We start from the raw sequence: 26,008 nt of genomic DNA, 5'->3' as shown, positions 1-26,008 counted from the left end.
TGGTATGTCGTTTCATGTTCGCCGTAAAGACCGCGAAATCACCGACCCAGAAGCGTTAAAAAAAGTTCTTTCAGTTACTCAATATGTTACTGTGGCGTTGTGCATGGGTGATGAGCCTTACTTGGTTGCTTTAAGCCACGGCTACGACCCCTCGCGAAACTGCCTTTATTTTCACTGTGCCCCTGACGGCAAAAAACTCGTTTACCTAAAAGCCAACAACAAGGTTTGGGGGCAAGCCGTCCAGGACTACGGCGTTACCGACGAATGCGACTACGCCTACAAAAGCGTCCACTTCCAAGGCACCCTACACCTTATAAAAGACTTAGAGGAGAAACAGCACGCCATGACCGTACTAGTAAATCAGCTCTCCAACCGCCCCCAAGAAAAACTCGCCAAAATCAAACCTGAAAAACTCGCCAAAACCACCATGCTCCGCATCAACATAACCCACCTAACAGGAAAACAACACCACCAACCCTAACCCGCATAATTTTACAAAGAAAGGTTAATTAGCTAAAAACGCAAGTATTCAAGAAGCACATCAAAGCCCAGGTAGTATAGTTAGGTCTAGTATATGCGGCTGTCGCCCGCAGGACCCGGGTCCGAATCCCGGCCTGGGCGCCACTTCTTCCTTCTTGGTTGGCGTTTTTGTGGTGGTTTTTGTTGTCTTGGTTTTTGGGTTGGTGACCGAAAGACTTAACAAATTCCTGAGCGCTCAGGGTCATGTTTGGCGGTTAAATGACAGATATCACCCACGCTGTTACATGCAATAATTTGGTGAAGGTCTATGGGGACAGCAAGACCCGTGCGCTTGATTCGGTGACGTTTTCTATTCCTTCACGGGGCATCTTTGTACTGATTGGCAGGAACGGTTCGGGCAAGACTACTTTGGTTAGGATTTTGGCAACTGCGCTTGAACCTACCTCTGGTGCAGCCGTGGTTAACGGGGTTGATGTTATTTCGCAGCCAAAGCGGCTTAGAGAAAAAATCGCCATCGTCCCCCAAGAAGCTCGTCCAGTGCCTTGGATGACACCCATGCAAACCGTGTTCTCGTACCTGCTTTGGCGTGGATTTAGCTATGGCGAGGCAAAGAGGCGTGCACGCTACTGGCTGGAGCGCGTGGGGCTTGGCGAATACAGCAACATCCTAAACCGAAAGCTCTCTGGCGGCATGAAAAGAAAAGTCTCCGTTGCTACGGTTTTGGCTTCTGAGGCAGAAATTGTTTTTCTTGACGAACCCACCACAGGACTCGACCCCATATCCCGAAGAGCACTGTGGGACCTTCTCAAAGAAACCGGCAAAGAACGCTTTACGTTTTTAACTACGCATTATCTGGAGGAAGCAGAGGCTCTTGCGGACTACATTGGCGTGTTGGAGAAGGGACGGCTGGTTCGCATTGGGACTTTAGAGCAGCTTAGGCAAAGCGTGAAGCACAATTACAGCGTCAAACTGCTTTTTGAGCCGTCAAAAAGTTTTCTTGAACAACTCAGCGGAGACGTCTTAGCTGACAAGGACGGGTTTGTCCGCATTTTAACCAATGAAGAAGAAGCGTTTAAAATTGCCCGCGTCCTCTCCAAAGGCAACGGACGATTTACCATAAACCCCGTTTCGATAGACGACATTTTCTTTTACCTCATCAGCCAAGAAAGAGGCGACCACGCCAATGTCTAACGCTAAAGAAACGCCGCTGCGCAAACGAAGCAAATCCAGCCAAATTCTCGCAGGCGTCTTGGTTAACTCCATTTACGAAATGAAAAATTACCCTGTTGTTTTGATTAACACGGTTTTTGCGCCTTTCTCTTTTCTGTTTCTAATCGTCTTGGTCAGCCGCGGAAGCCTAATTGGACCCGCCATAGCAGGCGCTTTCATAATGACCATGTTCCAAAGCGGCATGTCCATCCAAACGGATTTGTCACACCTAAAAAACGACTTTAGACTACAGGACATGGTGGTTAGTTCCCCGACTTCTTGGGTAACTTACCTGTTTGGAATCGCTCTGGGCGAGATTGTCTATTCGCTTCCAGCTTTGATTGTGCTCTCTGTGCTAGCTCATTTCTTTTTAACTCTTAGCCTAGTTGGTCTTTTGCAGTTTGTTGCTGTGCTGTTTTTGATGTTTTTGGTATCCATCGCAATCGGCTTTACCCTATCAACCTTCTCTAGCGACATCGTGCAAAGCTTTGCCTTCTCACGGCTAATCTCCATGCTTTTCTCAACAATACCCCCAGTATACTACCCCATAACCTACATTCCAATGCCCTTCCAGTATCTAGCCTACTTTTCTCCCACAACATATGTTGCCCAGATTGCCCAAAACGCCGCAGGATACCTTGACGTTTCAACTTTGACAATTGCTCTAGACTGGACAGTGCTACTTGTCCTAGCCATGGTTCTTTTCCTTCTTGCCAAAACCAAAGCACGATGGCGAGACATCTAACAGAAAACGATAAAGGCACTCCCCCGACTGTATTTGTGGTGGCTAAATGAGCGATACCGTAACTGTTGAGGCTTTAACTCCAAAGAATTATCGCGAAGTTGGGTGTCCCTGTTTTATGGCTCCTTCCCATGAGGGTCATCAGAAAAAACTGGATTGGCTCTCTAAACGATTCGCGGAAGGCTTCACCATCAAACTGCTTTTTGCTCAAGGCGTAAAAAAACCCATTGGGTTTATCGAGTACGTGCCAGGGGAGTATGCTTGGCGGGCAGTAGACGCAAAAAATTACGTGTTTATTCATTGTGTGTGGATGAACCCTAACAAGTACAAGAACAAAGGTTACGGTTCACTCTTAGTTGAGGAAGCAGTCAAAGACTCCAAAGCAGCGGGAAAGCTGGGTGTTGCTGTGGTCACCAGTGATGGGGCTCACATGGCAGGCAAAGAGCTTTTCCTAAAAAACGGCTTTGAAGTCGTGGAAACCCAAGACCGCTTCGAACTACTTGTAAAACAACTAAAACCTGGCGCCCAACCCAAATTCAAAGACTGGAAAAAACAGCTAAACCAATACACGGGCTTAAACGTTGTCTACTCCATGCAGTGCCCCTGGGTTGCCCGCTCCATACCTGAACTGCAAGAAATCGCCAAAGAAAACGGCTTAGACCTCAAAGTAACCCCGCTCAAAACCGCAAAAGACGCCCAAAACGCCCCCAACATCTACGCGACTTTTACCCTAATTAACGACGGCAGAATCTACGCCGACCACTACATCTCCAACACACGCTTCAAAAACATACTCAAAAAGGAGCTAAAACTATCAAAGTAGTCCTTGTTCTTTGTTGCTGTGGCTTTAATGCTGGTTAACCTTTGTTTTGTTGTTTTGTTTGTTGTGGGTTGGTGGTTTTATGCAGTACAGGCCGTTGTATCGAAAAGCAAAGTCCATCGACAAGCTCGTTGATGAGTATCGTCGTCTTAGGGGTGGCGCTTTTGTTTCAGCTCAAGAGATTACTGTTATTATTTCAAAGGTTTTTCCTGATGTTTCAGTTCAAGGTGAAGGCTGGTACAAACACGCTTTTTTGTTATGTTTTGAAAACAATGCTTTAGTTCTTAAGATAGGGCAAAAAACCGCCGTAGAAAACGACCGCCGCGTCTATAAACGGCTTCCCAAACGTTTACGGCATGACGTGTTTGCACAGCTTTTTTGGCACACCAAGTACTGTCTGCTGCAAGAGTACGGCATAAAAACAAATGTTTCCCCCCAAGAACTCAACCGTTTCAAGCAAATCGGCGAAAAATATGGTCTTTTAGACGTCCGCGCAGAAAACATCCGACAAATCAATGGCAAACTAAAACTAATCGACGCCAACTTGGCACCTTACAGGATTTCTAAGCTGGCACAGTTAGCTGAGAAAATCTGGTTTAGGATGCCAAAATGGCTAGAAAAACTGGTGGGAAAAGCCTCTAGCACCTTGAAGGCAAATTATCCCTAAGAGTACGTGCGTAGAAGAGTGGTGGGGGCTGCTTTAGTTTTTGGCGTTTACTTTTTTGATTTTAGTCCCGATTATGAATGCTGCTGCGGATGCTGCCAAAGCGCCAAGTGCTCCTAAGGTGTATTCAGGAACCACCAGTACGCTGGCTAGTACACACAGGTTGCATGAGGTGGTTAACTCGAAGTTTTCGCTTATGCCAATTAGGTCTTGTTTTGCGGGGTCTTTAAGGTTGACGTATTGTTGGGGCCATATGCTGTGTGTTGAGGCTTTGACTTCTATGGTTGAGCCCATGGCGGCGTCTGCGGGTACGGTTAAGGTGACTTGCGCGATGCCTTGGCTGTTAGTGTGCGCGGTTGCGGGGGATAGGTAGGTTGAGTTTAACTGTAGCATGTTTAATGTGGCGGTGAAGTCTACTCTAACGTTTGCTCGTGGGGCGCCTGTTTGGGTGGTTAGTTGGGCGGCAAAGGTTACTGTTTCACCTGGGACAGCTTGCACGTTGGACATGTTGCCTGCGATGGGGGAAATCCATGTGAACTGGTCTGTTTTTCTGACTACGTCTTTGCCATGCGCTAGTTCTGCAAGTTCTTTGCCTGCGTTGTCAATTGCTGTTCCTTGTAGCCATGCTGGCGTAAAGCCTCTGTTTAGCAACCTCCAAATCGCTGTTTGGTCAACTGCTGCTGACGTATCATCAGTGGGGTAATTCCAGCTCAACACATAACTTACTGCTCTCCACGCCGCCGTGTCCTCCACAGCCGCAAGTACCGCCGCGTAAGTGCTGCCTGCCTCAATGACCTTCTCAGGGTTCATACAATACGATACCGTCGTAACCGTCTCAGCACCACTAGTTAGCTTAACAGGAATTTCACCTACCCAATGCGTACCCAATAAAGTGCCCTGAGCACTTGTTGACGGATTAGTAGGATTCATCACATAAACTGAAACTGCTGGTTTTGCATAAACAGTTGCGCCTACACCCGCGACAAGAAGCATCGCCAAGAACGCAACAAACACCGTATCTTTTCTCATGCTACGCAAGTCTCCATACACTGTTGCTACTCAAAATTTGATATAAACAAAATTTCCAGCGGCGATATGCATCGATTTCTGACACGTTTGGCTTTTCTGGTGCGGCGGCTTGCTTGTTTGTGCGATGTTTTTCGTGTTTGTTTGGTTTTCACTTTGGGTTTTTGAGTTTTTTGCGTGCAGAACCTATATGAGCAGATTTTCTTGTTTCTTACTTGTGTAGTTGGCATGGCTTCTTTGCGTGCGGGTGCGGTTGTTTCTTCGGGTAACTGGTTGCGTAGTGCCATAAAGCAAGCGGGCGGCTCTGAAGTCGAAAGCCAACTCTCTACGCGGGCACATCAAAACAGCCTGTGCGTACTGTGTAAGGGCGCGCGGTTTTTATGCGGCAAAACAAGATGCCCGCTGATGGTTAAGGTGAACAGTTTTCTAAGAAGCGTGCCTTTGATGTCTAGTGCGGACATATCGGGGGTTTCGCCTCCTAGCGTGTTTGTGGGCAGAATCGGCTACCCCAACGTGTATGTGGGTCCTTTGGTTCCGCCCGTGCATGAGGACACGAGCCTGTATGATTTGCCCGAGCAATGGTTTGGCAAGTCTATGGATGAAATCGTCGGGTTTCGCAGCTTGCTCATACGCGGCAAACACCGCGTCCACGCCACAAAATTTTTGTCCGCAGGCAAAATCATGGACAAAACCGTCGAACTCGCCCTAGCCGATGAGAGCACCGCCATGGAACTTAACCTTTCCAAAAAACCCCAAGGCTCCCTGTTTCTTAGCGACGATGTCCAACCCTTTGGACCCAGCGCCCCCATCAAAAACATGCATGTGGGGAACGCCCGTTTTGACCAACGCGTAGAGAAAGCCTACTACGACACTGACCTCAAATCCACCCAAGCCGTAGTTGACCTCTACAAACAAGGTGTCATGGTCACCAAACTCCAAAAAGCCTTTAGCGTCGGAGCCTTTGGCGTGCAAAAAAACCGGCGCCTAGTCCCCACCCGATGGAGCATAACCGCCGTCGACGACATCATAAGCAAAAACCTAGTTGCACAAGTCAAAACCTACCCGGAAATCAACCAATACCGCGTTTATGAATCCAACTACTTAGATAACATCTTTGAGATTTTTTTGATTCCTGGCGCGTGGAGCTACGAATCCATGGAAGCCTGGTACCCTGGCACTGTTTGGAACCCCGCAGGCGCAAACACAGTTATCTACTCTGACAATGAAGGCTACAACGGACGAACCACCTACGCCCAAATCGGCGGCTGCTACTACTCCGCACGCCTAGCAGTTTGCGAACATCTTGTCAAAGAACGCCGCCAAGCAACCGCGATTGTTTTGCGTGAAGCCCGCCCTGGATACATCATGCCCGTAGGCGTTTGGCAAGTGCGCGAAAACGTACGCCACGCCATGCAACAAAAACCCCACAAATTCAACACGCTACAGCAAGCTCTTAACTTCGCCAGCACCCGCCTCCAAATCCCCCTAAAACAATGGCTAACCCAAGGTAAGCTTCTACGAAAAAACCTCTACCAAAAACGCCTCAACGACTACTTCTCCACCTAACCCGCAGCAACACAAAAATTAGCGTTTCCATGCTTCCCCAAACTGCCTGCACAAGTACCCCCTCCCCCCTTCTGCATAGAATTAATATTTGCATCCAAATAGGTTGCTGAGTGTTTCACGTTTTGCTGTGAAAACCCTTATTTGCTTAAAAGCCGCGGAAAAGCTAGGGTGAAGGGTGGTTGGGGTTATTGTTTTTGTTTTTCTTTTTTGTTGATTTCTTGGTATTTGTCCATTGCGTATTTGATGAGTTCTCTGGCTTCTTTGGCGTTTTTCCATCCTCGGGATTTTGCCCATTTGTGGGGTTCTAGGCGTTTGTAGGTTTCGAAGAATTCTTGGATTTCTACGAGTTGGTGTTTGTGGACGTCGGTTATGTCTTGGACGCCTTCGAATCGTGCGTCGCTGGTAAGTACTGAGAGGATTTTGGCGTCTAAGCCTGCTTCGTCTTCGATAATCAATGCGCCGATTACTCTGACTTTAACTATGCACCCCACGGTTAAACGGGCGTAACTGAGGACCATGATGTCTAAGGGGTCGCCGTCGTCAAACCACGTCTGAGGAACAAAACCGTACTCTACAGGAAAAACCACCGACGAAGGAATAATCCTGTCTAAAACAAACGCTTCCCAATCCTTATTGTACTCATACTTGTCACGCGAACCATTAATGACTTCAATAACCATGTTCAGCAATTCAGGAGGGTTATCCCCCGCAGGCAAATCCTTCCAAAAATTCATGCCCAATCATCACCGTTAGGATGCAAAACACAACCTCTACAATTAAACTTTTCCTGAATAGGTCCCACTAAGTTACTCGCCTCAGTTTTACTTCTTTTTATACTCCCAAACCTGTTTCACAACTGCAACAGCAGGATTTCCAGTTATAGATACGTTCGATCTCTTACTCTTTTCCTCTTTTCCATATAATGGTCTTTTTTCAAAAACACAAAAGATTTTTTTTCCCTCAATAGCTTCGTTTTCCATAACATACTTTGGCATCATGATTGCCTCGTCGTAACATATTGCAATTTCAAGTCTATTACCGCAAAAGCAGGTTTTTCTGTACCAATAACTTCCATATACTGTGCGTTATGGCGACCCTTTGTCGCATAAAGGGCTGGCCCTTTCTTTATTCCATCATGAACAATCAGAATTTTTTTACCTGTCAAGGTGGAATTTGCTTCTCTATGAAGGGGCAAGTTGTTTATTCACCTTTAGGTACAAGTTTTCCTTCTTCACGCAACTCATCAATTATTTCTACAACAGTTTGAATTGGTATTCGTAAATTTAACATTAAATCCTCTATATCCGCGCTTCCATGTTCCTTGAAATATTCTTCAATAAGGTTTTTTCCCTCTTCTTTAGAAATTTCTTCTACAACAACAATTTTCGGTTGACTGTTTGCTTTTATCTTTTCCAGTTCATTCATCAAGAACTTTATTTGTGCCTCTTGTTTCAACATTCTCTCAAGGAAGTCTTTTTTTGAGATGTTAAATGAAAGGCGCTTCATTTGTTCGTGCCTTCGTTGGGGGTCGAAAGTGCAAGGACGTTTAACGACTGTTGCTGCTCCTTTATTGAGGTCTCGTTCTATTTTCTTATCCTCTTTATATGGTCGTGGCATTAAAACCATAATTTCACCTTATTGTTCAATTTCAAATGGGTTGAAATTTTTCTCTTTCATATTTTGAGTATGGGCACATTTATACTGCTGTTTTGTTGTTTCATATCGCAGGTTTGATAATGCTTGATAAAGTTCATTTCTATCACTTTTCTTAAATGATTCTGCTACCGTGGTTAGATTGCTTTCAAAGGTGTCTTTCAATTTTTTCTGGTCATTCTCTTCAATGTCAAAAATATCGGTCATTTTTTGTAGTTGAAAAAATACGCCTTCAAACACTTCGGCAATGAAAACGCCATCTTGGTAATTAAACATGGCAGCTGTGGTTATTAGGTCGGTTGAAACCCTTGCACACGTGAGAAAATTAAAGCCTGTGCTATGTTCCTTTAGAAATAGGATTTTTTCGTAAAAGAGTTGTTGTATTTCCCTCATTATTGAGCCTCAGGTCAAGTAAGGTGATAGTCTTAACTTAGTTCGGATATATAAGTTGTGATTTCCAAATTAACAATATCAACATAAAAAAGTTACCGCAAGGCTTTTTGTTGGGTAACTTAGCTATCCTTGAAATAAACCTGTTGAAGAAGCCTGTTATGGTGTGGTTTGGTTGAAGAAGGTTTCGAGTTTGGTGGTGCTGGTTTTTTTGAGGGCTGCTGCGCATTTTTTGGGGTCTAAGGCTTTGAATTCTAAGCCCTGTTTCTCCAAGAGTGCTTGTACGTCTTTGCCTAGGCTTGGGGCGACGAGGACGCCTCGTAGTTCTCGGTTTATTTTGGATTTGATGGGCTGTATGTATTTGCAGAGTTGTATGGCAGCTTCTTTGGTTGCGGTTTTGCGTTTGACTTCGATGATTACGAGTTTGCCGTTTTGGTCTTCGCCGTAAATATCCACAAATCCTGGTTCGACTTTCTTTTCCCAGCTTATGGGTTTGAAGCCTTCTTCGAAAAGGTCGGGTTTGAGTAGTATGGCGCGGTGCATGTCTTGTTCGGTGGCGTGCAGCAAAAACTCTCCTGAATCCTGCAGTTTTAATGCAGAGACCATAAAGATTTCTTCAAACGTGACTTTGACGCTTTCGCGGGGTTTTCTTCTAATTCCCTGCACTTCCACGGTTTCGTCTTTGATTTGCACGTGAAAAACTCCTCCCGAGGGCTGCCAGTTAACAGGCTCGTACCCGACGGGGCGATGAACCAGCAACGCGCCATCCTCCTTGATAATTAGCAGACGTTCGCCTAACTCCAAAGTAGACCGCGCCCGTCCATCATACTGCACGCTGCATCTTCCCGCAACAATTAGGGTGCGCCTTCGCGACAATGCTTCCTCTATGGCTTCTGCCGCTTCCGCTAACGGGGGGCTTTTTAGAACCTTTGCTTTTTTGGGCTCCGACAAGTTTTTCAACCAAACTGTTTTAGAAGTCGCTAGTGTACATAAGAATTTTGAAGGCAGGCGTGTAGACTGTGGATTCGTGGAAGCAAAAACGCACTGTAATGCAGCGTTATGATTTGACGGCGCAGATGTATGACCAACGCTACCGCCAAGAGCAAACAGACAAGTACCAAGCTGCCCTTGACAACCTTAACTTGGAACCTGACAGCGCCGTTTTGGATGTGGGCTGCGGCACAGGATTATTCTTTGAGCACATAGCTGGCAAGGCTAAAGATGTTGTGGGTGTGGATGTTTCGCGCGAGTTGCTGCTTCAGGCAAAAAAACGCGCCAAAGCCTGCGGGAATGTTGGTGTTGTTTTGGCGGATGCTGATTATTTGCCTTTTAGGGCGGGGGTGTTTGGTGGAGTTTTTGCTTTTACGGTTCTTCAAAATGTGCCTGAGCCGTTGGTGGCGCTGCGCGAGTTTGTTCGGGTTGCTTTTTTGGGGGGTTTTGTGGTGGTTACGGGTTTGAAGCGGGTTACTGTGTTGCCTGATTTTTTGGGTTTGCTTGGGGCTGTGGGGTTGCACGTTGTACGCGTTAGGGATGATGATACACTTCGGTGTTATGTTGTAACAACTGTTTTAAATCAGGAATGACTATTTTTTACTAGTTGATGTAAAACTGTTTTCCATGCTGTTTATGTATGATTCCGCTTTATCCGCAAGCAATCTTTATATCACAAAAACCTCACTCAAAATTCAAGTAGACATTATGGGGCGTTGAATATAGCTCGGCGCATCTCATGTCTGTGTGCTGGTGAATGATAAATATGCCGTTACAAACTCAAAAGAAAGACACGGCAGAAGCCTTAACGTTAGAATGGATTTTGCATGTTAAGAATTACAAGTTAACTCTTGACAAAGCGCGTTGTGTAGGCTGTGAAATCTGCAGTTTAGCCTGTCCCAAAGAAGCCATAACCGTAACCAAACAACCCAAGGTTGACGGAGAAAAAGCTCAGAAAGCCAAAGTCGACGTTGACTTGAAAAAATGCATATTCTGTGGCATCTGCGACGTCATCTGTCCTTACGGCGCAATCAAAGTAACCATCAACGGCGAACCCAACGTCAACGTGTTGAGCAAAGAAAGCTTCCCCGAGTTAATCCGCGATATAAAAGTGGACACAACAAAGTGCGCGCCCACAGAATGCGTCAGCTGCGAAGACGCTTGTCCTTTAGACTTAATCACAGTCACTAACACTTACGACGGAAAACCCGTAGAAAACCTCGACACCCTCTTGCCCAGCCAAAGGCGCCACGTCAAAACCCAAATAGACATCAAAAAAGAGTACTGCCCAACCTGCAGAGTATGCGAATACAAATGTGCCCCTGGTCTTCTTAAGGTGCGCAAGACATTTGAAGGCAAAATCTGCATTGACCAATCCAAATGCCCCGAGGGCTGCCACGACTGCTTGGATGTTTGCCCCATACCCGGCGCTCTTGAACTAAAAGACGGAAAAGTTCAGGCAAACGAGCTGTTCTGCACCTACTGTGGCGCCTGCAAGGTCGTATGCCCCGAGGATGAGGCGTTGAGTCTTAAACGCACTAAGGTGCTTCACACTCCAATTCGCTCTGGGACTTGGAACAAGGCGCTGGAGCGTGTAACTTCCCCCATGGACGCCGCAAAAGAGCTGAAGGCAAAATGTTCCATGCACGCAAAGAACCTAGTCAGCAAACGATTCGTAACTGATGAGGTTATACGATAAGATGAGTCCCCTAGAAAAAATAATGGTAATCAAGGAGATTGTAAAATGAGCAATCCACAAACACAAAAACCTGCCGAAGCCCCCCCGCAGGAAGAACCTCTGCGCGTGGGAGTCTTCGTCTGCCATTGCGGCTCCAACATCGCCGGAACGGTAGACGTTAAAAAGGTAGTTGACTACGCCAAAACAATACCTGACGTTGTCTTCGTGAAAGAAAACCGCTACACCTGCTCTGACCCCGGACAAGAAGAAATCCGAAAAGCAATCAAAGACCAAAAACTAAACCGCGTCGTCGTCGCCGCCTGCAGCCCCCGAATGCACGAGCCGACCTTCCGCAAAACCGTAAGCGACGCAGGCTTAAACCCGTACTTCTTTGAAATGGCGAACATACGCGAGTTCTCTTCATGGTGCCATCCCAACAACCCAAAAGAAGCCACCGCAAAAGCAGAAGACACTGTACGGATGGCTGTTGCTAAAGCACGGCTGCTTAAGCCTCTTGAAACCATGGAGGTTCCCGTAAACAAAAACGCCTTGGTCATAGGCGGAGGCATCGCTGGCATCAACGCCACCTTAGACTTAGCAAATATGGGATTCAACGTTTACCTTGTCGAGAAACAAGAAAGCATAGGCGGCCACATGGCACAGCTCGACAAGACTTTCCCAACTCTGGACTGCAGCATTTGAATTGAAGGGCCTAGGATGGTGGAGGTAATGCGCCATCCTAAGGTCCAAGTGATAGCAAACGCGGACATACTAAACGTCGACGGTTACATAGGCAACTTTAAAGTCAAAGTTCGCAAAAACCCAAACTACGTTATAGCCGACAGATGCACAGGCTGTGGAGAATGCAAAGACGTCTGCCCAATTGAGTACCCCAACGAGTTCGACATGAACTTGGGTGTACGAAAAGCCATCTCGATTCCGTTTGACCAAGCAGTGCCCTTAGTGTACTCAGTTAACCGGGACTACTGCATCGAGTGCTTCAAATGCGTAGACGCCTGCGGAACACGCCGAGCCATCAACTTCGAGCAACAACCAAAAGAAATGGAGCTAGAAGTTGGAGCAATCATCGTTACAACTGGCTGCGACATTTACATGCCAACTGACGACCCCCGATACGGCTACGGCAAATACGACAACGTACTAACCGCCATGGAATTCGAACGACTCATCACCTCAGGTGGCCCAACAACAGGACATGTAATACGCACCTCTGATGGGAAAGTGCCTAAAACCGTTGCTATAATCCAATGTGTCGGCTCAAGAGACGTAAACAAGTACGAGTACTGCTCTGGTTTCTGCTGCATGTACGGTCTTAAAGAAGCTATACTTCTCAAAGAGCACTATCATGACGACGTAGAAGTCTACATTTTCTACATGGACATGCGCACTCCCGCCAAAGGCTACGAAGAATTCTACAGACGAGCACGCGAAAAGGGCATCAACTTCATACGCGGTAAGCCCTCGCAGATCGTGGAAGACCCAAAAACCAAGAACCTGTTCATACGCGCAGAAGACTCAACTTTGGGGCAGCCCCTTGAAGTTGAAGCGGAAATGGTTGTGCTAAGCACCGCCGCCATACCCAGCAAAGGAGCCGAAGAACTAGGCAACATCTTGCACATAACCCGCGGATCAGACGGCTTTTTCATGGAGAGCCACCCCAAACTCAAACCCATGGACACCCCCATGGACGGAGTGCTCTTAGCAGGTGCGTGCCAAGGACCCAAAGACATCCCCTACAGCGTCTCGCAAGGAAGCGGAGCAGCAGCCCGAGCCGCCACCATACTCTCACAGCCAAGCTGGAAGATAGAACCCATCGTCTCCATAGTCGACCCCGACAGATGCAAAAACGTAACCTCAACCTGTGGCATATGCGCCAAAAGCTGCCCGTTCGGAGCCATCACCATCACACCTGGACAACCCGCCCAAATCAACGCCGCCCAATGCCACGGATGCGGAACCTGCGTAGCCGAATGCCCACAAGACGCCCTCACGCAGCTACACTTCACCGACGAACAATTAACCTCACAAATACACGCCGCTCTGGAGGAGAACCCCGAAGACAAAATATTAACGTTTATGTGTAACTGGTGAGGCTATGCCGGCGCGGACCGAGCGGGGACGAGCCGGCTTGAATACCCGACGACGACAAGAGCGATACGGGTAATGTGCACTGGACGCGTAGACCGAGACTTCGTAATTGACGCATTTAGGCAAGGAGCTGCAGGAGTACTGATAACCGCCTGCCATCTTCCAAGCGACTGCCACTACATCTCTGGAAACGTAAAGATGAAAGCACGCATGGACGCCTTATCTAACATGCTGCAAAAACTTGGGCTGAGCCCAGAACGACTACGGGTTGATTACGTGTCCTCTGCTGAAGGAGAAAAATTCGTCAGCATAGTCAAAGACATGACCGCACAGCTACAGACAATCGGCAAAGACAAGATAAAAGAAGAAAACAAAAAACTCTTCCCACTCTTAGACAATATGCTAAAACGCAAAGCAGCAGCCCGAGCAGCAATGCCAAAACCAGCAGCCAACACCACGACAACAACTTCAGTCCCAGCAGCCAAAGCAGCTACCGACACAAAACCAACAAAATAGCCACCCTTTTCCTTTTTGTTTATTTTTTTTGATTTGTTTTTGTTTGTTAGTCCTGCTGTTGCGGCGGTAGTATTTGTAGACTTTGCTTTTTTTGCTGGCGCGTGTGGCTTTAAACGTGATTAGGTAATTGGTTGTTTTTCGTGAGAATTATTGGCTGCTCCAAGTAACGTTTATATCTTTATTAAAAAAGCTGATATGTGAGATTAAAAAAGTTGATGGGTGAAGCTGTTGTCCGCCTGCCCAAAGACCTGGTCTAATGGAAAATTGTTGTTAAGGACGCGTTAGAATGAGTAATCCACAAACATTGGAAACAAACGAAACCGCTAAGCAACCCGAACCTTTGCGGATTGGCGTTTTTGTTTGCCACTGCGGTTTGAACATCGCTGGAACCGTAGACATCAAACAAGTAGTTGACTACGCCAAAACTATACCTGACGTAGTCTTTGTGAAAGAGAACCGTTACACTTGCGCTGACCCCGGGCAAGAAGAAATTCGAAAAGCAATCAAAGACCAAAAACTCAACCGCGTTGTCATCGCTGCCTGCAGCCCCAGAATGCATGAACCCACTTTTAGGCGCACTGTTAGCGAAGCAGGCTTGAACCCGTTCTATTATGAGATGGCTAACATCCGCGAATTCGCTTCATGGTGCCACCAAAACGCGCCTCAGGAAGCTACAGAGCGGGCAAAAGACACGGTTCGCATGGCAGTTGCAAAAGCCCGATTCTTGATGCCCCTTGACACCATAGAGGTTCCCATAACCAAAAAAGCACTTGTTATCGGCGGTGGAATCGCAGGAATGAACGCCGCCTTAGACCTTGCAGAAATGGATTTCAAAGTCTACCTGCTTGAGAACACCCAAAGCATCGGCGGACACATGGCAGCATTAGACAAAACTTTCCCCACTTTGGACTGCAGCATCTGCATCGAAGGTCCAAAAATGGTGGACTGTGTCAGACACCCAAACATCACAATTTTCGCTTACTCAGACCTAGTCAAAGTTGACGGCTACATAGGTAACTTTAAAGTCAAAATCCGCAAGAGAGCACGCTATATTCTTGATGACCGCTGCACGGGATGCGGGCAATGCAAAGACGTCTGCCCCGTCGAGTACCCCAACAAGTGGGACCTAAACCTTGGCACCCGCCGAGCCATTTCTGTTCCCCTTGACCAAGCAGTGCCCCTAATCTACGCAATCGACAAAGACTACTGCATTGAATGCTTCAAATGTGTAGATGCTTGCGGTCCAAGACAAGCCATAGATTTTACCCAAAAAGACGAAGAAGTCGAAATTGAAGTAGGCACAATTATTGTCTCCACAGGCTTTGACGTTTATGAACCCTACGATATGCCACTTTTAGGCTACGGTAAATACCCCAACGTCATCACCTCTATGGAGTTTGAACGACTTATTCTTGCTGCGGGACCTACCGGCGGCAAAGTCATCAGGCAATCCGACGGGAAAAAACCCCGTAAAATCGCTTTCATCCAGTGCGTTGGCAGCCGAGACAAAAACAAGTATCCCTACTGCAGTAACTTCTGTTGCATGTACACGCTCAAGCACGTTGTACAGCTCAAAGAAAAATACAAGGAAGACATAGAAGTCTACGTTTTCTACATGGACATACGAAGCCCAAGCAAAGGCTACGAAGAATTTTATGACCGCGCAAGAGAACGCGGAGTAAACTTTATCCGGGGACGAGTCAGCCGAATCGATGAAGACCCAAAAACCCACAGCATGGTCATTCACTCTGAAGACGCTAACCTTGGTGTCCCCATCGAAGTGGACGCTGACATGGTGGTCTTAGCAACCGCAGCCATCCCCAAAGAAGGCTCAGCCGACATCGCACGCATAATCAACCTGTCCAGAGGCGCAGACGGTTTCTTCATGGAGAGCCACCCCAAACTCAAACCCATGGACGCACCCACTGACGGGGTCTTTTACGCGGGTGCCTGCCAAGGCTTAAAAGATATTCCCTCAAGCGTTTCGCAGGGAAGCGGAGCAGCAGCCCGAGCAGCAACCGTTCTCTCCAAAAAAACATGGAAAATCGAACCCATCATCTCTGTTGTCGACGAATCCAAATGCAAAAAATGCGGCATCTGCGTTGACAAATGCCCCTATGGCGCCATAAAAGTAGAAAAAGGTAAAACCCCCGCCCAAATCATCACCGCCAGCTGCCATGGATGCGGAACCTGCGTAGCCGAATGCCCCCAGCACGCCATAACCCAGATGCACTTTACTGACGCGCAGATCCTAGCTCAAGTTCGAGCGGCGCTTGAAGAAAAACCTGAAGAAAAAATCATGGCTTTCCTTTGCAACTGGTGCAGTTACGCGGGTGCAGACCTAGCAGGCATTAGTAGGTGTGAGTACCCTGCGAACGTTAGGGTTGTTCGTGTTATGTGCTCTGGACGGGTCGGTAAAGAATTCATCTTAGAAGCGCTCAGGCTAGGCGCGGGCATGGTGCTAGTTGGTGCCTGCCACTTGCCCTACGACTGCCACTACATCAGCGGCAACTACAAAATGAAAGACCGCACCGACGCCCTCAAAAACATGCTCATCAAACTGGGCATGAGTCCCGAGCGGTTCCGAGTAGAATACGTCTCAGCCGCAGAAGGAATACGCTACGCCGAAGTCATCACCGAAACAAACGCAGACCTAAAAGCGCTGGGCAAAGAAAAAATCCTAGCCGAAACCGAAAAGCTGCGACCAACCCTAGAAAGAATGCTAAAACGCAACCCCACACCCACGGCACCAGCAGCCAAACCCGAAAACAAAACGGCCACCAAGTAAACAAAATCGTCTTGGGCTGATGGTTAGACACCGTCTCTTAGCACTTGCTCTCCTTTTTTTCCCTTTTTGCTTGTGGTAACTGTCCGCTAAACGCCCCTTGTTTTTGAATAAGCTGCGGCTGGGTTGTGTAAAGCTTAGTTGAGCCCCCGAGGTTTTAGGGCAAAACATGCTTTGTTGTTGTGTGAACGCAAAATTGCCGTTACGAGGCAACGTTTGATGAGACAAGTTATATATCCTTCTTTCAATACGAAAAGTCAGCAATGCGGGGCGCCCTACAGCTAGGTGGTCCTGGCACCGGACTTCAAATCCGGTGAGTCCGAGAAGGATTCGGGGTTCAATTCCCCTTGGGCGCCGCCACTACGTTACGGTTTTTAGAACTGTGTTTAGTCTTTCTGCGGCTTTGGTGATGTCGTTTTGTTGGGTTCCTATGCTGGCGTCGAAGTTGATGTAGGGCGTGGTGTATTTGGGGCAGCTTACTCCAAAATCTGTGGGTTCTAAAGCTCTTGCGCCGTAGACTCTTGCCGTGTAGAGTGCTTTGCCTATTTTTTTGGCATCTCTTCCCTGCAGCGTCATGGCGACTGATATGGGGTTGTAAACGTCAAGTATTCGCTGTGAATGTTTCTGTGCAACCTCTTTTAGGGCAGCTTCAAGGAGTTTTCTGTTCTTTTCCTGCTGGGTTCTAAGCGCCTCGTAGCCATCCAACCCCACAGACAGCATCGCAGCTAAAAACTGCACAATAGGCGCAGCCGTCGCCCTTCCCGCATACGCCCCCGACACTTCCTCTAAAAACTCTTCATTGGGCGAAGCAACTATTGCCCCTCCCACGGGGGTAAGAAAATTCTTGTCCGTGCTTTGAATTATAGCATCCACGCGCCCCGCATCCACCGCGCCTCTTATGAGTTTCATGATTTCGCGGCTCTGTACCCCAAACGAGTTATTTATGATATGGGGGACTTGCTTTTCCTGTGCAATTCTTGCAATCTCTTTGATTCTGTCTGGTTCTCGAGGCGAAAAAAACGTGGTCGTAGACAGTATCGCTGCCGTGTTCTCATCAACTGCTTTCTCTACCTCTTGAGCAGAGACGTTTACGGCGTCGCCTTGGATTTCTCCTTTCACAGTTTTTGGTTGCAGCCCCGCAAGCGCAATTGCCTTCAACGGCGTTTTGTGGTCAAGCTGCGGATAAACAACCTCTTTGCCTTTGGTTTGGTTTCTTGCTGCACACAAAATAAGCGCCAGGGTCATTCCTGTTGCCATCGGAAAAACCTCTGCTCGTTTGATGTTTGGGACTCCAAACCGTTTGATGGCATCAGTAGCCAGTTTGTTGGCGAAAAAATACATGAGTGACCCGCCTGCGGCTTTGGGCTGGGCTTTAGTTAAGTTGCCTGACCTTCCTACGCCGTGATGAAATCCGCCTGATAACTTGGAAACTGCGGGGGATGCGACTCTGCCTTCTCTTTCGCCTACAAATGCTGCTTTGCTGTCTTTATCTGAATCCATTGTAGCGAGCAGGTTTAGCAGGGTTTCAATTTGGCTATCCTTCCAGCCTTCCTGAGGCACTCTTCGCTGCTCAAAAAGCAGCTTTATTGGTCGCTGTTCTGTGCCCAGTATAGTTAAGCCTCGGTCAAGTATGCTCTTAGGAACAGTATCCTCCAACTTGTCAAACGGCAACACAAACAATACCCCAACAGGTGATTAGTCCACGTCTTTAGGCTTAAATGCTCAGGTTGTTCTTTTATTGCTTTGTATCTTGTGCCTGATTTTCACAGACACAATTATAAACCGAAAGACCAGATGGACAATAGAGGAAAAATGGTGTCGCAGAATTATCCTTACCTGCTTATAATGTGTGGGTTGCCTTCTTCGGGAAAAACTACTATCAGCCGTAAAGTTGCCTCTGTGCTTGAGGATAAGCATGGGGTGTCGGCTATGGTGATTAGTTCGGATGATTTTCGTCGTATGGTTTCGCATTCCTCTTTGGGGTTTAAGCCTGAAAGGGAAATGTCGGTGAAGACTTTGTATGAGAAGGCTCTTGCAACTGGGTTGGAGCATGGTTTCTTGGTTATCAGTGATGACTTGAACTATTACAAGTCCATGCGAAGCGACATACGCCACATCGCCAAACGCGCAGACGCCGACTACGACATCATCCTCGTAGATACACCCGCCGAGCAAGCCATCGAATGGAACCAAAAACGCGGCACCCCCATCCCCGCAGAGCTCATCGAAGAAATCAACCAAAAATTTGACCCCCCCAAAGGCGACTACAAATGGGACACACCCCTCGCAGTTGTTAACCCCGCCAAACAAAACATTGACGAAATTGCCGACCTCATCGTCGCAGCAGTTCTTAAGCGGTTGGAGAGCCCCAAACGGTCTAAACCCAAAAAAGTCGTGGAAAACGAAAAATCCCTGAGAGCGCGAGGAATTGAGCGGGAAACCCGCAAGTCCATGATGGAGGTCATGACGCGCTACAAGAACCCTGATTTGGGCATTTCTCTTTCGCGAATACGCAAAGAAGTTGTGAAGAAAGCTTTGGCAGATGGGTTAAAGCCCGTGGACGCAGTTGAGCTGTTTCACCGTGAAGCTAACGCGGTTGCAAAAAGCTACACGATGGAACACGGCAAAGACCTGATTCCCGTTCACGTTGGCTTGTTTGGGCATGTTGACCACGGAAAAACCATGCTTGCTAGACAGTTAACCGAGAAACCTTCAACCGCTGCTCTGGACAAGGCACCCGACTCCGTTAGACGCGGTATGACTTTGGATATGGGCTTTTCAGCTTTCAATTTGGGTCAATACCTTGTTACCTTGGTGGATTTGCCTGGGCACTTTAGCTTGGTTAGACACGTGGTGGCGGGTGCGAACATTATTGATGCTGCCGTGCTAATTGTAGCAGCCGATTTGGGTCTTCAAGTTCAAAGCGCAGAACACTTTTCCATAATCAAAAACCTTGGCATCAAAGACCTCGTAGTTGCCCTGAACAAAGTCGACCTAGCCTCTCCCAAACGCGTCGAAGAAGTCAAAAACAAAATCACGCTTCTGCTCAAAGGAACCCCCTACGAGAACGCAAAGATTGTGGAGGTTTCAGGGTTAACGGGCAAAGGAATTGATGACCTCAAAAGTACCCTGCAAAACTCCCTTAACCCGCCTATTCGGCAATGGACTGGACCTTTTAAGATGCCTATTGACCATGCGTTTACTATAGCGGGTGCAGGTACTGTTTTGACGGGGACGATTCATCGTGGGAAAGTGAAACTCAAAGACGCCGTTGAAATCAAGCCCATTGACAAGAAGGGTCAGGTGCGTTCGATACGTTCCTTTGGCGAAGACAAAAAGGAAGCTGCCGCTGGTGAGAGGGTGGGCATTGCGGTTAAAGACATAAAGCCTGATGACGCCCACAGAGGCTACGTAGCTGTCTCTCCTGGCTCCATCACCTCCACCTGTAGCGTGATAACCGAGTTAGAAGTAGACAAATACTACAAACGCTCATTGACGCCCTACAGCGACGTAGACGTATTCGTAGGCTCCTACGAAATGCTTGGAAACGTCATGCCCGGAGTTATGGAAGATGGCAAATTCGTCGTGAAAAAATCCGTGAAAACCTTAGAAAAATGCCTAGTCTACATTGAACTTAGACAGCAAGTCGTAGCAGAAAGAGGCGACCACATCCTCTTAATGAACCCTGGACTGCAAACCCGCGAATTCCGCATAATCGGCGGCGGAAGAATCACCCAAACCAACAACAAACCCGAATTCTTCTCAAAAAAGACCAAACAAGGAACTGTAAAACAAAAAAGCGCCCCCGACGAATACGCCGTACACGGTCTTTTCGCTGCCTCAGAAGCTGCCCGCAGATTCGTAGGAAAAACCGTCGTCGCCGCCTCAGGCATCAAAGGCGAAATCAAAGCACCCCTATCTTCAGGCGAAGTCTTAGTCAAATTCAAAGAACCCGTCCCCGAAAACGAAAAAGTCTTTCTCCACACCTACAAGAAACTAAAAGGCAAATAACCCCTCTGGTTCTGCCTCTTTTTCTTTCTTTTGTCTTTCTTAGTTTGGGTTGCTTGTTTGCGGAAGTTTTTTTGTTTAAGAAAAACTTTATTATCGGTTGTGAAAAGTTACATTCGGTTGAAAAAAATAAATTGGACAGCGGGTTTACTTTCTGTGCGGGGTGAATTGGTTGGTGGATTTGGCTGATTTGGGTTTTTCTGCTGGCGCTATAGTGGAGACCATTGTGTCCACCTGTGACTTGGAGGGTACCCCAAACGCGGCTCCTATGGGCGTCACCTTAGAAGATGAGCAGACGTTACGTTTGCAAATTTTTGTTTCCTCCTCAACTTACCAGAACCTTCAAGACATCCGCTGCGCCGTAATCAACCTAACCTCTGACATCAACTTGTTCTACCAAACTACCTTCAAAGACACAAACCCAAACGGCAAACTACCGCCCAGTTGGTTTGCCAAAGCCCAAACGGTGGCGGCTCCTGTTTTGTGCGCCGCGGATGCCTGCTTGGAAGTTTGCGTCTGTAGCATTTGTGCTTTGGATGAGCAGCGCGTAACCGTGTTTTGCACCGTAAAGCACATAGATGCCCCCCTTGCCTTACCGCTGGCGTATTGCCGCGCGTTTGGAGCCACCTTAGAAGCCATAATTCACGCAACTCGCATACAAGCCTACATCCAAGACCCCACAAAACAGCAAGAGTTAGCTGCGCTGCTGCAGACCGTTAACGAGTGCGGCGAGGTCGTAGCCAAGGTTGCTCCTGACTCTGTGTACTCTCAAATCCTCGAAGACATTAACGGCAAAATCAGTTCTTGGAGGTCAAATCCGTGAAGGTTTACGTGAAAACTCCTGCGCGGCTACATCTGGGACTCATTGACCTTAACGGCGATATGGGACGCATGTTTGGCGGCTTGGGCATAGGCATAAACCGTCCCAACGTAGTCTTGGAAGCCCAAAAAGCATCCAAACTCAAAGTCACAGGACAAGAAACCGTGTTAGTAACCCAGTTGGCGAAGCGGTTTTTGGATGCTTACTCCATAAAATCGGGTGCTCACATTCACGTTGCGGAGGCTATTTCTTCGCATGCGGGTTTTGGCTCAGGAACCCAAATGTCGTTGGCGGTGGCTACTGCTCTTGCTCGGCTCTACAAGGTGGATGTTTCAACCCAGCAACTCGCTTTGACTATGGGTAGAGTGCGAAGAACCGGCGTTGGCACTGCTATTTTTGATAAGGGCGGTTTTGTGGTTGACGGGGGCAAGCTGCTTAAGGACGGGGTGTGTGTTCCGGGCAAGTTTCCGCCGTTGATTTTCCGCCAGCCCTTCCCCACGGATTGGCGCTTTGTCGTTGCTGTTCCCAACGTGAACTCGGGTTTGTCGGACAAAAAAGAAGTGCAAGCCTTCAAAGAACTGCCCAAAATGCCCCCCGAACTCGTAGGAAAAATGTGCCGCTTAATTATGCTCAAACTTCTCCCCGCCATAGCCGAAACCAACATCGAAACCTTCGGAGAAGCCCTAACCCAAGTCCAAGCAACCATCGGAAGCTTCTTCACCCCTGTCCAAGGCGGAACCTACTCCCACACAACCGTAGCCGACAGCGTCGAGTTCCTACAAAAAATCGGCGCCCACGGCGCAGGGCAAAGCTCGTGGGGACCAGCAGTTTACGGCGTAGTCCAAAAACAAGACGCCAAAACCGTCCTCTCCAAAATGAAAGCTTTTCTGCAAAGCGGCACAGGTGGCGAGGCTTTTGTAGCCAAAGCAAACAATAAAGGCGCCACCATCAAGCTCATACAACACTAACCAACCAAGTTGAGGCTCAAACGTTGAAGGTACTCTTAGTAACAGGCTTACTCGCAGAAGAAACCGTCAAACAATACGTCAAAGAAAGTTCCCTGCAAACCACAGTTATTGCCCTAAAACTGCCCGTAGCTGCCCTGCTAACTCCTGAAGGCATCGTCAAAGAACTCAAAACCCAAAAAACCCAAGAGTACGACGTCATCTTGGTTCCAGGTTTGATTCGCGGAGACGCCACTGTTATCACCCAAGCCACAGGCACCCCCGCCTTCAAAGGTCCACGCTACGCGGCGGATTTGCCCACAGTTTTAGACGCCCTCACCGAAAACATAGAACTCTCGCCTGTTACTCCTGCATGCGACCTTCTCAGAAGCCGGCTTCAGAAAAAAGCCCTGCAAGAACTAGCCCAAATTGAAGCCGACCACGACCGCCTCCTAAAAGAACCCGCAAACTTTTCAATTGGAGCTTTGGCGGTTGGGAAGAGCTTTCCGATGCGGGTCTTGGCTGAAATCGTGGATGCTGCCCTGATGCCTGATGAGGAACTGGAGCGTTTAGCGGTGCAGTTTGTTTCTGCGGGGGCACATGTGGTTGATGTGGGTATGGTTTCAGGAGGCAGCCGACCCGAAGATGCCAAACGCGCCGTCCAAGCCATCAAACGTGCTGTGGATGTTCCCGTGAGCATCGACTCGCTTGACCCAAACGAGATTAAAGCCTCCGTAGACGCAGGTGCCCAGTTGATTCTGAGTTTGGATGCGGGCAACGTCGAGCAAATTGCGCCTTTCGCCAAAAACGTCGCCGTAGTCGCCATACCAACCAACCAACGCGAAGGCATCTTCCCCAAAACAGCACATGAACGCGTCGTTTTTCTTGAAGAAATCATAGCCAAAGCCCAAAAACTTGGCGTGAAGCGGATTTTGGCGGATTTGATTTTGGAGCCATCTAACGTTTTGGAGTCGTTTGTGGCGTACGAAGAGTTCGCGCGCAGGAATCCTGAGGTTCCGTTGTTTGTGGGTGTTTCAAACGTGACGGAGTTGTTTGATGCGGATTCTGTTGGCGTGAATGCTTTGCTTGCGCGTTTGTCTGCCGAGGTGGACGCGAGCATGCTCCTGGCAACTGAGAAGAGCGTTAAAGCCAAGGGAACTGTGCATGAAGAAGCTGTTGCTGCGCAGATGATGTTTCTATCTAAACGCCGCGGCTCCGTACCCAAAGACCTAGGTCTGGACCTGCTTTTGCTTAAAGAAAAACGCAGCCGCGAAGAACCCTACAACCCCGCCATAGAAAAAACCGCGCATACAACCACCGCCGATTCTATGCCCGCTTTGGTAGAAGACCCCAAAGGCATCTTCAAAATCGCCGTAGACCGCAACGCAAAAACCCTAATCGCCCTGCATTTTCCCAACTCCCAAACCACCACGCCCACACACGTAGTAAAAGCAAAAACCGCCCCGAACCTCTACAGCAAAATCGCAGAACTGGGGCTGTTGAGCCGTTTAGACCACGCCGCCTACTTGGGCAGCGAAATAGCCAAAGCAGAAATCGCCCTAAAAACAGGCAAATCCTACGTGCAAGACGCCAACCTCTTCGATGCCTGCCCCTAAACCCGTGGCATTAACTGAAAAAGAAAAAGCGGTGGTTGCTGGGTTATTTTTGTTGGTTTTCTGGTGGGGGTAGGTTTAGGATGTTGTGGAAGGATTTTTGTAGGACTCTGATTAGTACGACGCCTATGATGGTTGCAAAGATTACTAGTATGGTTCTTTCTATGGGGTAGAGGAAGAAGACTGCGTTCCAGCGTACCATGATGGATTCGGGGGTTAGGAATTTTGAGACGTAGACGAATATGTTTTCGTAGAGTATGTTGCCCATGAGGTGTTGCATCATGGTTCCGATGAAGGCTAAAACTGCAAAGCCTGCGATGGCTTTTTGTGGTTTTTGGGATTGGATCCATTTGCCTGCGTTTCGTCCCAGCGGCGAGAGCAGCACTATGAAGGCAACTATGTGCATCCACATGAACGGAACCGCTATCGACGCGCTGCCAGTTGGGATTTCCACGAAATTTAGCGTTAACGGGTTAAGAACAAAACCCAAAAACAAAGCCACGTTTAGCAGCACAACTGGCCACCATTTGCGTCTAACCAAAAAACCCAACGCAACCGTATTCACCAGTGCGGGCAGAAAATCTAGCCCCAAAAAGAACGGCGTCTTTACGCTCATGCCTATAAACGTGCCCACAATAACGCTTAAGCCCCCCACGTATGGCCCAAGGATTATGCCGTAAATTGGAGCCAAAACGTCCGCGACAGAAAATGATGCTCCTTCAACTCCTATCATGGGGACAGTGGGTATTACTCTTAAAACAGCGTACAAGGATGCAAATACGGTGACCATGGCGATTTGTCTTGTGGTTATCTTCATTTTTTGTGCCTGCCTTTGGATGTAGAATCTTGCATCGCTGTGTAGTATTTTACACAAGATATAAAAGTTTTTCCAAACGCTGTTTGCCTTGACAAAGTAACACGACGGTTTTCCTGCCCAGGGCGGGTTGCAAAGAATCTTTATATCTTTTTGATTGTATTTTATATTGGAGTTGTGATTTGTTTTGGCAGTTAAAGCATCCTCATCATATTTTGACCTTTTAAACCAAGCTGTTGCTAGGGAACTTCAAGTTTCAGTTCAGTACATGTTGCAGCATGCAAAAATGGAAAAACTCATGCGCAAAGTCACCCCCGAAAACATCTTGCTTGACAAAACAACCTACGACGCGGTAGGTAAATTTCTTAAAGACTTCGCGATTGCAGAGATGAAACACGCCGCCGACATCACCGAGCGCATCTACTATCTTGGCGGCTCCGCCACAACCAAAGCCGACAAAGTCACCGTAGGCAACAGCCTAAGCGAATTTGCTAAAGCTGGCATAAGAGCTGAAGAAGAAGCCTTGGTGCTGTACCGCACAATTATAAAAGCCGCTGAACAGCTGGGCGATTGGGAAACCCGTGACCTGTTTGAACGCATCTACGGCGAAGAAGAAAAACACCTGTTCAAATTCCAAGAATACGAAAACGTGCAGGATAAATCCCAAGACGTCCCCGAAGCACCCGCTTCTGAGTGGCTCAAAATCTTCACTGACGACTACTTTGCCCTACTTAACAAAGCCTTAGCCTCAGAAATCATGGCAATCATACAGTACGTCAACCAACACGAAAAAGCAAGCTACCTTCCCCTCCGACGCAAAACCACCTCTCTAGAAGTCATCGAAGAATCCAACAAAGCCCAAGTCGTAAGCGATTTGCTCAAAAAAGTTTTCATGGCAGAAATGGACCACTTCGAAAAAATCAGCGAACGCATCTACATGCTTGACGGAGAAGCTACAACCAACCCTGACCCGCTTCCTCAAGTCGGCGAAACCTCCGAGGACTTCATAAAACTAGACCGCAAAGCCGAAAACGACGCCATCATGCTATACCGCACCATCATCCAAGAAGCCACCAAACGCGGCGACACCACAACCAAACGCCTCTTCGAAGACATCATCATGCAAGAAGAAGAACACTACTGGCAATTCGACGACTACCTCTAAAATCCCCCTTTGGCTC

General features: G+C 47.9%; 23 protein-coding genes, 2 tRNA genes and 3 pseudogenes. 20 read left to right on the top strand and 8 right to left on the bottom strand.

Annotation, left to right across the window (positions count from 1 at the left end; translation table 11 throughout):
- The first annotated feature begins 4 nt into the window (after positions 1-4).
- The 6 genes from NWF04_07735 (at position 5) to NWF04_07710 (ending at position 3,918) form a co-directional block, all read left to right on the top strand.
- Positions 5-481, top strand: a complete 477-nt coding sequence (locus NWF04_07735) for a pyridoxamine 5'-phosphate oxidase family protein (GenBank protein ID MCW4006463.1) — start codon at positions 5-7, stop codon at positions 479-481.
- A 65-nt stretch (positions 482-546) separates the two neighbouring features.
- Positions 547-624: transfer RNA gene (locus NWF04_07730), tRNA-Asp, on the top strand.
- 114 nt (positions 625-738) lie between these two features.
- A complete protein-coding gene (locus NWF04_07725) occupies positions 739-1,671 on the top strand; it encodes an ABC transporter ATP-binding protein (GenBank protein ID MCW4006462.1) in 933 nt (310 codons plus the stop codon).
- Positions 1,664-2,434 carry an ABC transporter permease gene (locus tag NWF04_07720; GenBank protein MCW4006461.1) on the top strand — a complete coding sequence of 257 codons (771 nt, stop codon included), beginning with the start codon at positions 1,664-1,666 and terminating at the stop codon, positions 2,432-2,434. Before NWF04_07725 ends, NWF04_07720 begins: the two co-directional genes overlap by 8 nt.
- A 46-nt stretch (positions 2,435-2,480) precedes the next feature.
- A complete protein-coding gene (locus NWF04_07715) occupies positions 2,481-3,254 on the top strand; it encodes a GNAT family N-acetyltransferase (GenBank protein MCW4006460.1) in 774 nt (257 codons plus the stop codon).
- A 79-nt stretch (positions 3,255-3,333) separates the two neighbouring features.
- A complete protein-coding gene (locus NWF04_07710) occupies positions 3,334-3,918 on the top strand; it encodes a hypothetical protein (protein ID MCW4006459.1) in 585 nt (194 codons plus the stop codon).
- A gap of 33 nt (positions 3,919-3,951) precedes the next feature.
- Here the strand turns inward: NWF04_07710 and NWF04_07705 are convergent, their stop codons facing one another.
- Positions 3,952-4,944 carry an Ig-like domain-containing protein gene (locus NWF04_07705; GenBank protein MCW4006458.1) on the bottom strand — a complete coding sequence of 331 codons (993 nt, stop codon included), beginning with the start codon at positions 4,942-4,944 and terminating at the stop codon, positions 3,952-3,954.
- Positions 4,945-5,169: 225 nt separating this feature from the next.
- Between NWF04_07705 and NWF04_07700 the strand changes: the two genes are divergently transcribed.
- Positions 5,170-6,507 (top strand): Nre family DNA repair protein, encoded by a 1,338-nt coding sequence (locus NWF04_07700; protein ID MCW4006457.1) that lies wholly within the window; start codon positions 5,170-5,172, stop codon positions 6,505-6,507.
- Positions 6,508-6,692: 185 nt separating this feature from the next.
- On the opposite strand, the gene NWF04_07695 is transcribed toward NWF04_07700, so the two are convergent.
- The 5 genes from NWF04_07695 to nucS form a co-directional block, all read right to left on the bottom strand.
- The gene (locus NWF04_07695; GenBank protein MCW4006456.1) at positions 6,693-7,241 is read right to left on the bottom strand and encodes an inorganic diphosphatase; all 549 of its coding nucleotides are present in this window, start codon (positions 7,239-7,241) and stop codon (positions 6,693-6,695) included.
- 87 nt (positions 7,242-7,328) lie between these two features.
- Entirely contained in the window at positions 7,329-7,505 is a 177-nt protein-coding gene (locus tag NWF04_07690; protein MCW4006455.1) for a hypothetical protein, read from the bottom strand.
- Between the two features lie 202 nt (positions 7,506-7,707).
- On the bottom strand, positions 7,708-8,133 hold the full coding sequence (locus NWF04_07685) for a hypothetical protein (protein ID MCW4006454.1): 426 nt from the start codon (positions 8,131-8,133) through the stop codon (positions 7,708-7,710).
- A 9-nt stretch (positions 8,134-8,142) separates the two neighbouring features.
- On the bottom strand, positions 8,143-8,553 hold the full coding sequence (locus NWF04_07680; GenBank protein MCW4006453.1) for a hypothetical protein: 411 nt from the start codon (positions 8,551-8,553) through the stop codon (positions 8,143-8,145).
- Positions 8,554-8,709: 156 nt separating this feature from the next.
- Positions 8,710-9,501 (bottom strand): endonuclease NucS, encoded by a 792-nt coding sequence (nucS, locus tag NWF04_07675; protein ID MCW4006452.1) that lies wholly within the window; start codon positions 9,499-9,501, stop codon positions 8,710-8,712.
- Positions 9,502-9,569: 68 nt separating this feature from the next.
- Between nucS and NWF04_07670 the strand changes: the two genes are divergently transcribed.
- From NWF04_07670 to NWF04_07635, 8 genes and pseudogenes are all read left to right on the top strand, one after another.
- Positions 9,570-10,133: a methyltransferase domain-containing protein gene (locus NWF04_07670; GenBank protein ID MCW4006451.1), complete on the top strand. Its 564-nt coding sequence runs from the start codon at positions 9,570-9,572 to the stop codon at positions 10,131-10,133.
- Between the two features lie 173 nt (positions 10,134-10,306).
- Complete coding sequence (locus NWF04_07665; GenBank protein MCW4006450.1) at positions 10,307-11,239, top strand: 4Fe-4S dicluster domain-containing protein; 933 nt, start codon at positions 10,307-10,309, stop codon at positions 11,237-11,239.
- Positions 11,240-11,284: 45 nt separating this feature from the next.
- Entirely contained in the window at positions 11,285-13,330 is a 2,046-nt protein-coding gene (locus NWF04_07660) for a CoB--CoM heterodisulfide reductase iron-sulfur subunit A family protein (protein MCW4006449.1), read from the top strand.
- A 15-nt stretch (positions 13,331-13,345) separates the two neighbouring features.
- Positions 13,346-13,843, top strand: a pseudogene (locus NWF04_07655) (hydrogenase iron-sulfur subunit).
- 727 nt (positions 13,844-14,570) lie between these two features.
- Positions 14,571-15,824: pseudogene (locus tag NWF04_07650) on the top strand (CoB--CoM heterodisulfide reductase iron-sulfur subunit A family protein).
- Positions 15,813-16,067, top strand: a pseudogene (locus NWF04_07645) (4Fe-4S binding protein). Before NWF04_07650 ends, NWF04_07645 begins: the two co-directional pseudogenes overlap by 12 nt.
- A 75-nt stretch (positions 16,068-16,142) precedes the next feature.
- Positions 16,143-16,631, top strand: coding sequence for a hydrogenase iron-sulfur subunit (locus NWF04_07640; GenBank protein ID MCW4006448.1), 489 nt, complete (start codon positions 16,143-16,145; stop codon positions 16,629-16,631).
- Positions 16,632-16,897: 266 nt separating this feature from the next.
- A tRNA-Sec gene (locus NWF04_07635) sits at positions 16,898-16,988 on the top strand.
- Here the strand turns inward: NWF04_07635 and spcS are convergent.
- Positions 16,989-18,299, bottom strand: a complete 1,311-nt coding sequence (spcS, locus tag NWF04_07630) for an O-phosphoseryl-tRNA(Sec) selenium transferase (GenBank protein ID MCW4006447.1) — start codon at positions 18,297-18,299, stop codon at positions 16,989-16,991.
- A gap of 123 nt (positions 18,300-18,422) precedes the next feature.
- On the opposite strand from spcS, the gene selB reads away from it, so the two are divergent.
- From selB to NWF04_07610, 4 genes are all read left to right on the top strand, one after another.
- Positions 18,423-20,639 (top strand): selenocysteine-specific translation elongation factor, encoded by a 2,217-nt coding sequence (gene selB, locus NWF04_07625; GenBank protein ID MCW4006446.1) that lies wholly within the window; start codon positions 18,423-18,425, stop codon positions 20,637-20,639.
- A 172-nt stretch (positions 20,640-20,811) separates the two neighbouring features.
- Positions 20,812-21,459, top strand: a complete 648-nt coding sequence (locus NWF04_07620) for a DUF447 family protein (GenBank protein MCW4006445.1) — start codon at positions 20,812-20,814, stop codon at positions 21,457-21,459.
- Positions 21,456-22,424: a kinase gene (locus NWF04_07615; GenBank protein MCW4006444.1), complete on the top strand. Its 969-nt coding sequence runs from the start codon at positions 21,456-21,458 to the stop codon at positions 22,422-22,424. The genes NWF04_07620 and NWF04_07615 overlap by 4 nt, the downstream gene beginning before the upstream one ends.
- A gap of 23 nt (positions 22,425-22,447) precedes the next feature.
- Positions 22,448-24,016 carry a dihydropteroate synthase-like protein gene (locus NWF04_07610; protein MCW4006443.1) on the top strand — a complete coding sequence of 523 codons (1,569 nt, stop codon included), beginning with the start codon at positions 22,448-22,450 and terminating at the stop codon, positions 24,014-24,016.
- Between the two features lie 43 nt (positions 24,017-24,059).
- On the opposite strand, the gene NWF04_07605 is transcribed toward NWF04_07610, so the two are convergent.
- On the bottom strand, positions 24,060-24,830 hold the full coding sequence (locus NWF04_07605) for a hypothetical protein (GenBank protein MCW4006442.1): 771 nt from the start codon (positions 24,828-24,830) through the stop codon (positions 24,060-24,062).
- Positions 24,831-25,014: 184 nt separating this feature from the next.
- Between NWF04_07605 and NWF04_07600 the strand changes: the two genes are divergently transcribed.
- Positions 25,015-25,992, top strand: a complete 978-nt coding sequence (locus NWF04_07600; GenBank protein ID MCW4006441.1) for a ferritin-like domain-containing protein — start codon at positions 25,015-25,017, stop codon at positions 25,990-25,992.
- The last annotated feature ends 16 nt before the right edge of the window (positions 25,993-26,008 follow it).

The sequence above is a fragment of the Candidatus Bathyarchaeota archaeon genome (assembly GCA_026014465.1).
In the GTDB taxonomy this organism is placed as follows: Archaea; Thermoproteota; Bathyarchaeia; order Bathyarchaeales; family Bathycorpusculaceae; genus JADGNF01.
The sequence above is the reverse complement of the archived record's forward strand: the minus strand, read 5'-3'. Positions and strand labels throughout refer to the sequence as shown.